This window comes from Paenarthrobacter sp. YAF11_1 (genome assembly GCF_052113445.1).
GTDB lineage: Bacteria > Actinomycetota > Actinomycetes > Actinomycetales > Micrococcaceae > Arthrobacter.
Genome location: NZ_JBFRDF010000005.1, coordinates 224,696 through 237,000, shown reverse-complemented (window position 1 = coordinate 237,000; position 12,305 = coordinate 224,696). Strand labels below are relative to the sequence as shown.

General features: G+C 61.1%; 11 protein-coding genes. 3 read left to right on the top strand and 8 right to left on the bottom strand.

The annotated features are described in order from the left end of the window. Window positions 1–134: 134 nt before the first annotated feature. Genes AB4Y77_RS10910 through paaA form a run of 7 tightly spaced genes read right to left on the bottom strand, consistent with a single transcriptional unit; the run spans window position 135 to window position 5,975 of the window. The gene (locus tag AB4Y77_RS10910; RefSeq protein ID WP_442013928.1) at window positions 135–1,079 is read right to left on the bottom strand and encodes a lipid kinase; all 945 of its coding nucleotides are present in this window, start codon (window positions 1,077–1,079) and stop codon (window positions 135–137) included. 41 nt (window positions 1,080–1,120) lie between these two features. After that, window positions 1,121–1,900, bottom strand: a complete 780-nt coding sequence (locus AB4Y77_RS10905; protein ID WP_442013927.1) for an enoyl-CoA hydratase/isomerase family protein — start codon at window positions 1,898–1,900, stop codon at window positions 1,121–1,123. 8 nt (window positions 1,901–1,908) lie between these two features. Next, window positions 1,909–3,114 (bottom strand): 1,2-phenylacetyl-CoA epoxidase subunit PaaE, encoded by a 1,206-nt coding sequence (gene paaE, locus AB4Y77_RS10900; RefSeq protein ID WP_311213826.1) that lies wholly within the window; start codon window positions 3,112–3,114, stop codon window positions 1,909–1,911. An 8-nt stretch (window positions 3,115–3,122) separates the two neighbouring features. Then, on the bottom strand, window positions 3,123–3,686 hold the full coding sequence (gene paaD / locus AB4Y77_RS10895; protein ID WP_442013926.1) for a 1,2-phenylacetyl-CoA epoxidase subunit PaaD: 564 nt from the start codon (window positions 3,684–3,686) through the stop codon (window positions 3,123–3,125). A gap of 5 nt (window positions 3,687–3,691) precedes the next feature. Continuing rightward, window positions 3,692–4,609: a 1,2-phenylacetyl-CoA epoxidase subunit PaaC gene (gene paaC / locus AB4Y77_RS10890; protein ID WP_442013925.1), complete on the bottom strand. Its 918-nt coding sequence runs from the start codon at window positions 4,607–4,609 to the stop codon at window positions 3,692–3,694. Beyond that, a complete protein-coding gene (gene paaB, locus AB4Y77_RS10885; RefSeq protein WP_311213829.1) occupies window positions 4,606–4,983 on the bottom strand; it encodes a 1,2-phenylacetyl-CoA epoxidase subunit PaaB in 378 nt (125 codons plus the stop codon). The genes paaC and paaB overlap by 4 nt, the downstream gene beginning before the upstream one ends. Further along, window positions 4,980–5,975, bottom strand: a complete 996-nt coding sequence (gene paaA / locus AB4Y77_RS10880; protein WP_442013924.1) for a 1,2-phenylacetyl-CoA epoxidase subunit PaaA — start codon at window positions 5,973–5,975, stop codon at window positions 4,980–4,982. The genes paaB and paaA overlap by 4 nt, the downstream gene beginning before the upstream one ends. A gap of 125 nt (window positions 5,976–6,100) precedes the next feature. On the opposite strand from paaA, the gene AB4Y77_RS10875 reads away from it, so the two are divergent. The 3 genes from AB4Y77_RS10875 (at window position 6,101) to AB4Y77_RS10865 (ending at window position 10,891) form a co-directional block, all read left to right on the top strand. Continuing rightward, window positions 6,101–7,768 carry an alkaline phosphatase D family protein gene (locus AB4Y77_RS10875; protein WP_442013923.1) on the top strand — a complete coding sequence of 556 codons (1,668 nt, stop codon included), beginning with the start codon at window positions 6,101–6,103 and terminating at the stop codon, window positions 7,766–7,768. Window positions 7,769–7,959: 191 nt separating this feature from the next. Then, complete coding sequence (locus tag AB4Y77_RS10870; RefSeq protein ID WP_442013922.1) at window positions 7,960–9,036, top strand: LCP family protein; 1,077 nt, start codon at window positions 7,960–7,962, stop codon at window positions 9,034–9,036. Window positions 9,037–9,427: 391 nt separating this feature from the next. Continuing rightward, window positions 9,428–10,891 (top strand): sugar transferase, encoded by a 1,464-nt coding sequence (locus tag AB4Y77_RS10865; RefSeq protein ID WP_442013921.1) that lies wholly within the window; start codon window positions 9,428–9,430, stop codon window positions 10,889–10,891. Here AB4Y77_RS10865 and AB4Y77_RS10860 read toward each other — a convergent pair. After that, window positions 10,885–12,234: an O-antigen ligase family protein gene (locus AB4Y77_RS10860; protein WP_442013920.1), complete on the bottom strand. Its 1,350-nt coding sequence runs from the start codon at window positions 12,232–12,234 to the stop codon at window positions 10,885–10,887. The two genes, AB4Y77_RS10865 and AB4Y77_RS10860, sit on opposite strands and share 7 nt — an antisense overlap. Window positions 12,235–12,305 lie beyond the last annotated feature (71 nt).

Below are 12,305 nucleotides of genomic sequence, written 5' to 3'. Positions count from 1 at the left end.
GATGTTCAATTTGCACATGATCATCTGGAGCATGGCTATCTCCGTTCAACGCACGCTTAACCCGCAAACTGCGTTCGATGCGTGTCCTCAAAGTTTAAGCCGCTGCTGCCTGCGGCAGTAGTGCTCTTTGTGGGTCAGCCCCGCATCGGTCCATCGAGCGAGGCGCTGTTGCTGCCCTGCGGCACCATGACGTGAACGGCGTTGCGCTGAACACTGAATTCCGTGGGAGTTACCGCCGCGATTTCGCCATCGAGGTTCACGGACATCGGCGGTTCCGTGACCAACCGGACCCTTCGGGTCGCAAGGTGGTGCACCCGATCGTGATCAATAAAGCTGCCGTCCTTGAGCAACCGTGCAATCTTGAAATGCTCTTTAAGCGGTGCCGCCAGGATCGCGTAAATATCCAGGGTGTGATCGTCGATCCCCGCCATCGGAGCAACCATGTTTCCGCCGCCGTAGTGCTTGCCGTTGCCCACTGCCACCTGAAGCACGTGGTCGAGGTCCATCGGCTCGTGATCGCCGTCCGGGAATTCCAGTCGTGCCCGGAAAGGTCGGTGCCGGGCGTAAGCCCGCACGGTGGCGATGCCGTAGGCCAAGGGCCCTATGTGCCGCTTCAGGCGAGGACTAAGAGCCTCCGTGACACCTACCGAAAGCCCCACGGACGCCACGTTGAGGAATGGCTCACCATTGGCCCGTCCAAGGTCGATGTCCACCACCTTCCCGTCCGCGATAACGGCGCAGGCCTCAGCGAGCCCGCTCGGTATCTCAAGTGTTCGGGCCAGATCATTGGCGGTACCCAACGGAAGGACGCCGAGTACGACGTCAGTCCCGGCAAGGAGTCCGGCGGCAGAGGTCACGGTGCCGTCACCACCACCCACAACCACCAGGTCATGTCCTTCTGACATCACTTGGCGCAGGGCCTGGAACAATCCCTCGCCCGACGTCACCGGATGAACGGAACGAACCGGCACACCTGACTTCTTCATTGCATCCACGGCCAGTTGGCTCGCTGCGGCCCCGCGACGTGATGCCGCATTAATCACCACGGCCGCTGAGCGCACTTGTTGGGAAGCCATCATGTGACCAATGCTAGGCCCAACTACCTTGGAGGAACCTGCGGCTACCCCTTGAAAACCGGCGCCCGCTTCTCCTGGAACGCCCGGAAGCCCTCGGCGTAGTCGTCGGTCTTGCACAGCCGTGCCTGCTCGGCGTTTTCCTCGGTCATGGAAGCCCAAAGGCCCAAGCGCTGATCGCGGATGTGGGCCACGAGTTCCTTGGATGCATTGAAGGCTTCAGTGGCGCCAACGGCCACGCGCGACACGATTTCCCGGGTCTCGTCCAGCAAAACATCGGCCGGCATCGCCCGGCTGAACATACCCTGTGCCACGGCTTCGGCCCCGGAGATGAGATCGGCCGTGTAGATCAAATCCAGCGTGCGGTGCATGCCCAGACGTTCGGTGAAGTACCAATGCCCGCCCGAGTCCAACGTGGCCCCCAGCTTGGCAAAGGGTGAGCCGAACTTGGCGTTCTCCGCCACGTACACAACGTCGGTGGCCAACAACAGCCCCAACCCGACGCCCAGGCAAGCACCATGGGCGGCGGCAAACGTGGGTGCCGGGAAGGCCGCCATCTTCTTCAACAGCGGTTCCACGAGGCCGCCAAGGTAAGCCTGGGCGTCATCGGTTTCGGGAGTAACGGCAGCAATGTCACGGCCGGCGCAGAAGGCGCGACCCTCGCCGCGAAGGAGCAGCGCCCGCACCTCACCACGTGAGGCAGCGGCAGCGGCGTCGTCGTACGCTTTATCCAGTTCGGCCAGCGCGTCCTCGTTGAGCGAGTTCAGCTTTTCGGGGGCATTGAGGACAATCTCGGCAATGCCGTTGGCAATGGAGAGCTCGATCATGGGACTCCTTAGACGTCGAAGTCGACGGTAACTTCTTCGCTGGTGGGGTGGGACTGGCAGGTGAGGACGTAGCCCTTATCCAGCTCGTCCTGTTCAAGGGCGTAGTTCTCATCCATGGTCACCGTACCGGTGATCAACTTGGCGCGGCAGGTGCCACAGACGCCACCGGCGCACGCGAACGGAACGTCCGGGCGGACACGCAAAGCGGCGTTGAGGATGGATTCGCGGGCATGGGTGGGACTGGCGACGTCGCCGGTCAGGCCATCCAGGGTGAAGGTGATCTTGTACGTATCCTGCGACTCGTCCTCCACAACCGGGCGGCCGGCGTTGCCCTCGGGGCGGTCCGGACGTCCAGTGGTGAACAGCTCGAAGCGAACGTGCTCGGGCTCAACGCCACGGGCAGCCAGAGTGTCGCGGCACAGCTGAACCAGCTCGAACGGGCCACACAGGAACCACTCGTCCACATCCTCGGCACGGATGGCACTGCTGAGCAGCGCCTGCAGCTTCTCGGAATCAATACGCCCGGTCATCAGCGGCGCGATCCGCTGCTCGCGGGATAACACGTGATGCAGCGCCAGGCGCGAAGGGTACTTGTCCTTCAGGTCAGCCAGCTCTTCAAGGAACATGACATCCATGGCAGCTTTGTTGGCGTAGACCAGGTCAAACGTGGTTTCCGGATTGGCCGCCAGCAGCGTGCGCGCAATCGCGATGACCGGGGTAATGCCGGAACCAGCGGCGATCGCCACGAAGTTGCCCGGCTCCCCCGCCAGCTCCTCCGGATGATTCATGGAGTTCATGACGTTGTGCTGGACGGCCGAGCCGTCCTTGCCGTGCCGCGAAATGAACGCACCCTGCGGGCTCATCACGTCCAGGACGTCACCGGCCTTCAGCTCGGCGTTGGCCCATGTGGAGAAGAGGCCGCCCAGGTCCTTCTTGATGGCAACCCGGATCTCGCTGCTGCCGTCCTCGAAGCTGCGCGGCTCTGCGCAAATCGAGTAACTGCGGCGGACCTCGTGCGGCTCACCGTTCTCATCGGGCAGCGAGGTGCGCAAAGCCACGTACTGACCGGGAAGGTAGTCGTACTGCCCGGCCAGCTCGGCAGGAACACCAAACGAGACCTCAATGGCATCGTCCGTGAGGCGGCGGACTTCCGAGACGGTCAGGTTATGGAAAGACGCACGACGGCGGCTGGCTGTCTGGGTTTCGGTGGTCATGGAATTCCTTAGAGGACTTTGAAGTAGTCGAACGGTTCCTTGCAGTCCTGGCAGACGAACAATGCCTTGCAGGACGTGGAACCAAAGCGGGTGAGTTCCTTGGTGTTCAACGACGAACACTGCGGGCATTTCACGGCCAGGCTCAAGCGGACAGGACCGGAGTGGCCACCGGCAGCAGCCATGCCGCTGGGCGGGGCAATCCCGTATTCCTCCAGCTTGGCCTTGCCGGAATCCGTCATCCAGTCAGTGGTCCATGCCGGAGACAACACCAGGTTGATGCGCACGCTCGCGTAGCCCTCCTTCTGGAAGGCTGTCCGCAGGTCGTCACCAATGGCGTCCATCGCCGGGCAGCCCGAGTACGTGGGCGTGATGGTGACCTCGACGGCGGTCCTCGACGTGCCGCCGTCGTGCTGGTCTGTTGCCTGGGTTGAGGCGGATGCGTCGGCAGGAGTGACCCGCACGCCGCGCAGGATCCCCAAGTCCTCGATGGTAAGGACGGGGATCTCCGGATCGCAGACCGTGGACGCGATGTCCCAGGCCCGCTGCTCTTCAGTCCGTGACAGGGTAGTCATGGTGGTCACCAGCTCGCGCCCGGGTGTTCGCGGGCCAGGACCTGCATTTCCGCCAGAATGTAGCCAAGGACCTCGGAGTGCTTGCCGCGGCGACCGCCACCGAGGGACTGCGGGACCCCGGGGATTTCCAGCTCCGCTTCTGCCATGATGTCGCCGGTGAGGCGATCGAACCCAGCACGGAGGGTGGAGGGCTGAACGGCCACGCCGGCCTCCGCCAGCCGGGTGGTCAGCTCATCGTCCTCGAAGAGCTCGTCCACGTAGGGCCACACAAGCTTGAAGCCCTGGATGATGCGTTCGCGGGACTCGTCCGTGCCGCCGGCCAAGCGAAGCACCCACTGGGCGCTGTGGTCTCGGTGGTAATCCACTTCCTTCACGGCCTTCGCGGAAATGGCAGCGAGGGTGGCGTCCGTGGACTCCATGAGCTTGGTGTAGAGCTCGTACTGGTAGTAGCTCACAATGAACTGCCGGGCGATGGTGACCGCGAAGTCACCGTTGGGCTGCTCGAACAGGTGCGCCGAACGGAACTCGTGCTCGCGGCGGAAGTACGCGAGGTCATCCTCGGACTTGCCCCACGCGGCGCCGGCGTAGGTCAGGAACGAGCGTGCGTGGCCCAATTGGTCCAGCGCAATGTTGCCCAGCGCAATGTCTTCCTCGAGCTCAGGGGCACGGGAAATCCAGTGGCCCAGACGCTGGGCGAGGATCAGGCCGTCGTCGCCAATGCGCAGGGCGAACTCTGCAACATCCTCGGTGGGCTTGACCTGCCCCCGGCTGATTTCGAGCGCGATGTCCTCCGGACGCAGCGCATTGCCCGGCGTGATGCGGGTGGCACTGGCCGAACCGTCGCCGGAAGCGCCTGCACCGTGGACGCCGACGGAAATGTCGCCGTGGCCTTCGATGGCGAAGTCAGTATCTTTGGTCGTCACAGGTGCTTCACGCCTTCGCTCTTGGTGTAATACGTTGCGTGGCGGTAGTCCTTGCCCTGCGGGGACTCGAAGAACGAGCCCTTGGAGTCAGGGTCGCTGGAGGAAATCGCCTCGGCCGGAACAACCCAGATGGAGACGCCTTCGTTGCGCCGCGTGTAGAGATCGCGGGCGTTCCGAAGGGCCATGGCCGCATCCGGGGCGTGCAAGGATCCGGCATGCACGTGGGACAGGCCGCGGCTGGAGCGCACAAAAACTTCCCACAAGGACCACGGTGATTCCTGGTGCTCCTCAGTGGTTGCCGCAACCTTGGGGGCTTCGCGGTTGATCTGGCTGGCTGCGCTGGCCGGTGCTTCCGGGTTACCGTGGGGGCTCATGCTGCGTTTTCCTTCTGTGCTTGCTTGCGGGCATAGGCCACTGCGGCTTCGCGAACCCAGGCACCGTTTTCGTGTGCCTCACGGCGGCGCTCGACGCGCTGCGAGTTGCAGGGACCGCGGCCGGCCAGGACTTCCTTGAACTCATTCCAGTCCAGGGGTCCGTGCTCCCACTTCTTGGTTTCTTCGTTGAAGCGGACGTCCTTGTCAGGAAGAGTCAGGCCGAGGACCCGGACCTGCTCCACCATCATGCCGACGAACCGGCTGCGCAACTCGTCATTGCTGAAGCGCTTGATGTTCCAGGCCATGGACTGCTTGGAGTTGGGTGAATCGTCATCCGGCGGGCCGAACATCATCAGCGACGGCGCGTACCAGCGGTTCACTGCGTCCTGGGCCATCTCCTTCTGCGCAGGCGTGCCGTTGGCGAGTTCCAGCAGGATCTCGAAACCCTGGCGCTGGTGGAACGATTCTTCCTTGCAGATGCGCACCATTGCGCGACCATAAGGACCATACGAGGCACGGCACAGGGGCACCTGGTTGCAGATGGCAGCACCATCAACAAGCCAACCGATGGCTCCCATGTCTGCCCAGGAAATCGTGGGGTAGTTAAAGATGGATGAGTACCGGGCCTTGCCGGCAATCAGGTCTTCCATCATCTGGTCCCGGGACTGGCCCAGGGTCTCGGCGGCCGAGTACAGGTACAGGCCGTGGCCGGCCTCGTCCTGGACCTTGGCCATGAGGATGGACTTGCGCTTCAAGCTCGGTGCCCTGGTGATCCAGTTGGCTTCCGGCTGCATGCCGATGATTTCCGAGTGTGCGTGCTGCGAGATCTGGCGCAGCAAAGTCTTGCGGTAAGCCGCAGGCATCCAGTCGCGCGGTTCGATGCGCGAGTCCTCCGAAATGATGCGATCAAAATACGCCTGTCCGGCTGCCTCCCGCTCCTGCTCTTCCGGGGACAGCTCAGCGGGCACTGACTGCAGATTCTGCGATGCCATGGTTGCTCCTAATAAATTACCGACCGTTCGTTCAGAATATGCGGAGCGGGCGTTTTCAGTCAAGGTCCGGGTTCCTTTACCTCCACCTCATCTTCCGTTCACGGGCGCTGACAAGAGTGGACTGCATGACTGACCTCACACGCCGCACCCTCGTCACAACGTCCCTCGCCGGCCTGGCCCTGACCGGCTTTGCCACCAGCGCAGCTTCCGCCTCCGCCGCACCTGCATCCGCGGCGCCGTCCGCCGTGCCGCTGGTCCGCAAGCGACTGACGCTTCCCACCGGCATTGCAACGGGCGACGTCACCACCGACTCCGCCGTCCTCTGGTCCCGCGCTTCCGGACCCGGCCGGATCACCGCCCTGTTGCAGGCAGTGGACAACTCCGGCGAAATCCTGCGCGGCCGCTACGGTTTCAGCCGCACCATCCGCGGGCCCCTCGCCACCGAGGCCAGCGACTTCACGGCTAAAATCCACGCCACAGGGCTCCCGGCCGGCACCCGGTTCGCGCTGGAGTTGAACTTCGAGGACGAGAACGGTCTTGGCGAAGCAGTTCACGGCACCTTCAGCACAGCACCCGGAAAGCACGACGACGGTACTGAAGTCGCGCGCGGAGGCGGCAGGCCGTCGTCGTCCTCGCAGTCCTTTGTCTGGACAGGCGATACCGCCGGCCAAGGCTGGGGCATCAACAAGGACCTCGGCGGGATGCGCGGCTACAAGGCCATGCATGCCACCCGCCCGGACTTCTTCATCCACTCCGGCGACACCATCTACGCCGATGGCCCCATCGCCGCCACCGTCACGGAAAAGGATGGCCAGGTCTGGCGGAACGTCGTCACCGAGGAAGTCACCAAAGTGGCCGAGACCCTCAAGGAATACCGCGGCCGCCACCGGTACAACTCCCTGGACGCCAACATGCGCGCCATGTTCGCCGACGTCCCCGTGATCGCGCAATGGGACGACCACGAGACCACCAACAACTGGTACCCCGGCGAAATCCTGGACGACCCCCGCTACACCGAACGGAACGTCAACGTCCTCGCCGCCCGGGGCCGCCAGGCGTGGCAGGAAAACATGCCAATCGCCGACGCCGCGGCGCTCTGGCGCCCGGGAAAGGTGGACGCCGGGCAGTACCAACCGGCGCGCATCTACAGGAAGATCTCCCGCGGCCCGCAACTGGACATCTTCTGCCTGGACATGCGGACCTTCAAATCGCCCAACACCGACGGCAAGGAACCCTACGCCACCAACATCCTGGGCCAGGAGCAAGTGGATTGGCTGATCAAGGAAGTCCGAAAATCGAAGGCGACCTGGAAAGTGATCGCCGCAGACCTGCCACCGGGCATCATCGTTCCCGACGGCGCCGTGAACCAGGAAAGCCTGGCCAACCGGGATCACGGCGCTCCCCTGGGCCGCGAGCTCGAGATCGCGGGCGTACTTTCGGCTTTCAAGAAATACGGCGTGAAGAACACCGTGTGGCTGACCGCCGACGTGCACTACTGCGCGGCGCACCACTACTCCCCCGAGCGCGCCTCGTTCACGGACTTCGACCCCTTCTGGGAGTTCGTGGCCGGGCCGATCAACGCCGGTTCGTTCGGTCCCAGCGAGATGGATGGGACGTTCGGGCCAGAGGTTCTGTTCGCCAAGGCCGGGCGCTTCCCGGGCGAGTCACCGCGCGATGGCGAGAACCAGTACTTCGGGCATGTGGACTTGGCCGCAGACGGCCTGTTCACCGTGAGCCTCCGTAACGCAAATGGTGCGGTGCTGTATTCAAAGGCGCTGACTCCGGAGGGCTGAGCAGACTGAATCTTCCTCGACGGGGCCCCGGCCGAATTTCTCTTGACCGGGGCCCGATCGCATTATGCTCGTTCAATACTGCATTTGAATGAGAGCTGGCAGTGGGTTTGACTGTGCCAGACTTTTCAGCTCAAGCCGCTTGTTTTCTGCTTGATAGAATCAACGTTGCTGATGCCGACACCGAGGAACACATGACACTCCCAACAGATACTGACAATTCACCTGAAGTGTCCCCTTCCGGACGTCGGAAAAGTGGCAAGAAAACTGCACGTTACGTATTGCTCGGTTTCGCCGCCGCGGTACTTGTGGTTGGCCTGGTTGCCGGCGCCTACATATTCAATCTGGCACAGACCTTCAACTCCGGGACTACCAAGATCGACGTTGCATTCCCGGACGAGTCCACCAGACCCCAGAAGTCCGAACCCGTCAACGGCACAGCTGCGATGAACATCCTGGTGATGGGCAGCGACACCCGGGGGTCATCCGAGGTGGATGTGGAAACCGATGCTTCCACGGATCAACGCGCTGACACCTTGATGCTGGTGCACATCCCTGCTGATCGAAAGAACGTCTACGCCGTGTCCCTGATGCGGGATCTCTGGGTTGATATCCCAGGGAAAGGTGAGTCCAAAATCAACGCAGCCCTAGCCTATGGCGGCGTCCCACTGATGGTTCAGACGGTGGAATCTCTCTTCCAACAACGCATCGACCACGTGGCAATGGTGGACTTCGAAGGCTTCAAGGGACTTACAGACGCCCTCGGTGGAGTGGAAATCGACGTCAAGATTCCCTTCTCGCCCAACTCCGGCCCCATGAAGGGGCACGTCTACGCAGCTGGCAAGCAGACCTTCAATGGCGACGAAGCACTCGCCTTTGTCCGCGAACGCAAATCCTTCAGCGACGGGGACTACCAGCGGGTGCGCAATCAGCAGGCCTACCTTAAAGCGATCATCAGCAAGACCATTGCCAGGGAGACCCTGACCAACCCGATCACGATCAACAACATGGTCTCCTCAGTGTCACCCTTCATCAGCGTGGACAAGAGCCTGGATGCGGCCGCGATCGGAAGCCTTGCCTTGGGAATGAAGGATATCCGGGCCTCCGACACCGTAATGTTCACCCTCCCGACGCTGGGAACGGGAACCTCTGCCGACGGTCAGTCCATTGTTGTAGCGGACACCACGGCAATCTCTGACATCGGAACAGCCTTGTCGAAGGACCAGCTGGGCGAGTACGTGACGGCGCACGGCCTCGAAAAGGGCAACTGAGCAGCCGAAGTTCACCGTGATCAGCGCAAAAAGTACCATTAATTGCGCAAAATGGACGTTATCAGCAGCCTTGGAATGCGCGAATAGTATTAAATTCTGCACACAATAGATCTTCCCAGCAGCCTTGCAATCCCTGCTTTGATGAAAATCACATATTGATCATCTGCCCTAATTTGAGATGCATCTAAAGTCCCTTTACGATTACCTTGAAACGTCAAGTCACACCGTCTGGTGTTACGACGCTTTCATATTTGTACGCCCGTTGGGGCGTTTGGGGGCATGGCTATGGGGGCTGGTTCGTGAGTAAAACTATTGTGTTGTGGTATGAGGCATCACGGATAACCTCAAGGCAACTCCGCGCTGCCACTCTGCAGTTCCTGAGCTGACCGCCATGACTACCTTTGTATCTGCCTCCCGCGACGTCGCTTTCGCTGCAGGTTCTACGTGGTTGCGCGCCCAGAGCATCAAGATGAGATTTCTTGATCTTGCCTGCGTTGTCATAGCTGTGGGTGGAGCCCATCTGCTGCGGTTCGGTACCGAAGATGTGACAGTTGCCGGCGGAGACACGGAACTCTCTTACTCAACACTCTCTGTTGTCCTCATCCTCACCTGGACAGCAGCACTGGAGTTCGGCGGCACGCGAGACCGCAAAGTTCTTGGCACCGGAACTGACGAGTACAAGCGGGTCGCCGTATCATCACTGTGGCTCTTCGGGTGTCTGGCAGTTGTCTCCTACGTCTTCCAACTCCAGACGGCACGTGGATATGTATCGGTAGCCCTCCCACTGGGCGTCGCTCTGCTCCTTGCCGTCAGGTTGACCCAACGGCGGACGCTGCATCGGAGCAGGCTCGAGGGACGGAACCTTCACAGGGTGCTTCTGATTGGCGCCCCGAACAACGTCAACCACTTGTCGGACAAGCTGAATCAGCACATAGTGTCCGGCTACAAACCGGTTGCAGCCTTACTCACCGATTCAGCGTCGACGACTATAACCAACTTGCCCGTTCTTGGCGCCTCTCCCAGCGTGGACAAGGTCCTCGAATCCATCGGCGAGTCCGGAGCAGATACTGTGGCCGTCTGCGGAGGGGCGCACTTGGACCCAGCCTTCCTGCGCCAGCTGGGGTGGGCACTCTCCGCCCGTGACATCGGCATGATCGTAGCCCCTGCACTCACGGACATCTCTGGTCCCAGAATCCACATGCAGCCGGTCGCGGGACTTCCCCTGATTCATGTCACGACGCCGAAACTTAGTGGCGTGAAGGCGTTCGCCAAACGTGCCCTGGACGTCTGCCTTTCCTCGATGTTGCTTCTGATGCTGTCCGTACCGATACTGGTGATAGCCGTCCTGGTCAAGCTGGACAGCCCCGGATCTGCTTTCTTCTTCCAAGAGCGGATCGGCAAAGGTGGCCAGTCATTCAAAATGATTAAGTTCCGCTCGATGCGTAACAATGCTGAAACCCTGCTGGAGGCTTTCCAAGCCCAGAGCCAGGACAGCGTCATCTTCTTCAAGATGAAGGACGATCCCCGGGTCACTCGTTTGGGCGCGTGGATCCGGCGTTACTCCATCGATGAGCTGCCACAACTCCTCAACGTCCTCAACGGCACCATGAGCCTTGTTGGACCCCGGCCGCAGGTGGCCCGCGAAGTGGAGATGTATGACTTCGCCTCCGTCAGGCGCCTGTTGGTCAAGCCGGGCATGACCGGGCTGTGGCAGGTAAGCGGTCGCAACGATCTTTCACTGGAAGAGTCGATCCGGCTGGATCTCTACTACGTGGAAAACTGGTCGTTGGCCCAGGACATCGTAATCCTCTTCCGGACTGCCAAGGCCGTGGTCGGGAAAGACGGCGCCTACTGACCCGGTGGTTCCCTCAACGACTGCTTCGACTCGACATCGTCAGCTGCCAGTAGGGCGAAGAAGGTCCAGATCGGCAGGAACATCCATGACGACTGTGTGGAAACACCAAGGGCTGTGAAGACAGCCAGCATGCCCAGCAAGGATGCACTCCTGAAGTTCCGGCACAGAAGGACAACAACCAGGAGTCCAAAGGCAATGAGAGCGACGTAGCCAAGTTCAGCTGCCACGTGGGCGTAGGCATTTTCCGCAATGGGACGCGTCTGGTCTGTGGAGTAAATCCAAGGCAACTGACGGCCACTGACGTATTGATCAAAATATGCACCATAGCGTCCAGGTCCTACCCCAAAAATGGGATTGTCCGAACTCATGTCAAAGGAAATCTGGGACTTTACTCCACGCAGGTTCAATGATGTCGTGGCGTATTGGTAGTCGGGAGCGAACTCGGTAAAACCAATCTTTGCCAGTTGCCTGCCGAGGGTGGTCCTCAAGGTGTCCGAAAAAAGCAGTGCCAAAACCCCAACTAATGCCGCTGCGATCAAGGGAACCACCACCTTGGAAAATTTGAGGATGACTATCATCGCAATTCCAACAGCAAGGCCTGCATACGCTGTGGTCGATTGTGAGTACAGAATCGACAGGGCCGCTACAATCGCAGCCAGGTAGCTTTTGTTGTACAGGGCCACCAGAATTGCAGCCCCGGCGTAGAAGCCCAGATGTTGCCCTTCAAGAAAGGGTCCTGAACGAAGGGTCTCCACTGTGTCATCGACGCCCAACGTCCGGAAGCCAAGGATGCCGATCACTTGGGTGTTTCCAGACAGAGCGGAGGCCCACTGCATCAGGACTGCCGCCCCGCAGAGCCAGATCGATGCGACGATTGCCCGCACGGTCATTTGTCGAGCCACACGCCGGAGGACAGCCCAGTAACACAGCGCCAGGAGAGCGTATCCGCTGTACAGCAGGAGATCGGTTTCGTAGCCCCTGTCGTAGCCAACCGATCTGAGGCCACCGCTGCCCGGGGTGAGGTTGACCAAGGCAGAGAAGACGGTCGCGATGGCAAGGGCGACCACTGCCACACCGGCGAGGTCTCGTTTTCTCCTCGTGGATCTCCGGCCGAGCACATACATGGCGACGCCCATGATCCCGAGAATTTCACTGATCTTGAGCGGGAAACCCACCGGGACAGTCAGCGCATACTGGAACGGCATGAAGATCACGCTGAGCAACATCAAGCGCTGGAACCACGGCCCCGTGGTCAGAATCTTCCCGAGAGTCTCAGGTTTGGCGCCCGGAAGCACGGGAGGCTCTTGCGGTGGGGCGCCCATGCCCTGAGCCTTGGTGTCCATTCTCAAAGCTCCCACACCGTGACTGATCTGATTCCGCATACAATCGCCCCTGAATTTCTTCGGCCCCCATG

Excerpts from the sequence above, each read along its gene's own strand:
- AB4Y77_RS10875 (WP_442013923.1), top strand. The coding sequence starts at position 6,101 with ATGACTGACCTCACACGCCGCACCCTCGTCACAACGTCCCTCGCCGGC.
- AB4Y77_RS10860 (WP_442013920.1), bottom strand. The coding sequence starts at position 12,234 with ATGGACACCAAGGCTCAGGGCATGGGCGCCCCACCGCAAGAGCCTCCC.
- AB4Y77_RS10910 (WP_442013928.1), bottom strand. The coding sequence starts at position 1,079 with ATGATGGCTTCCCAACAAGTGCGCTCAGCGGCCGTGGTGATTAATGCG.
- AB4Y77_RS10865 (WP_442013921.1), top strand. The coding sequence starts at position 9,428 with ATGACTACCTTTGTATCTGCCTCCCGCGACGTCGCTTTCGCTGCAGGT.
- paaE (WP_311213826.1), bottom strand. The coding sequence starts at position 3,114 with ATGACCACCGAAACCCAGACAGCCAGCCGCCGTCGTGCGTCTTTCCAT.
- AB4Y77_RS10905 (WP_442013927.1), bottom strand. The coding sequence starts at position 1,900 with ATGATCGAGCTCTCCATTGCCAACGGCATTGCCGAGATTGTCCTCAAT.
- paaB (WP_311213829.1), bottom strand. The coding sequence starts at position 4,983 with ATGAGCCCCCACGGTAACCCGGAAGCACCGGCCAGCGCAGCCAGCCAG.
- AB4Y77_RS10870 (WP_442013922.1), top strand. The coding sequence starts at position 7,960 with ATGACACTCCCAACAGATACTGACAATTCACCTGAAGTGTCCCCTTCC.
- paaD (WP_442013926.1), bottom strand. The coding sequence starts at position 3,686 with ATGACTACCCTGTCACGGACTGAAGAGCAGCGGGCCTGGGACATCGCG.
- paaA (WP_442013924.1), bottom strand. The coding sequence starts at position 5,975 with ATGGCATCGCAGAATCTGCAGTCAGTGCCCGCTGAGCTGTCCCCGGAA.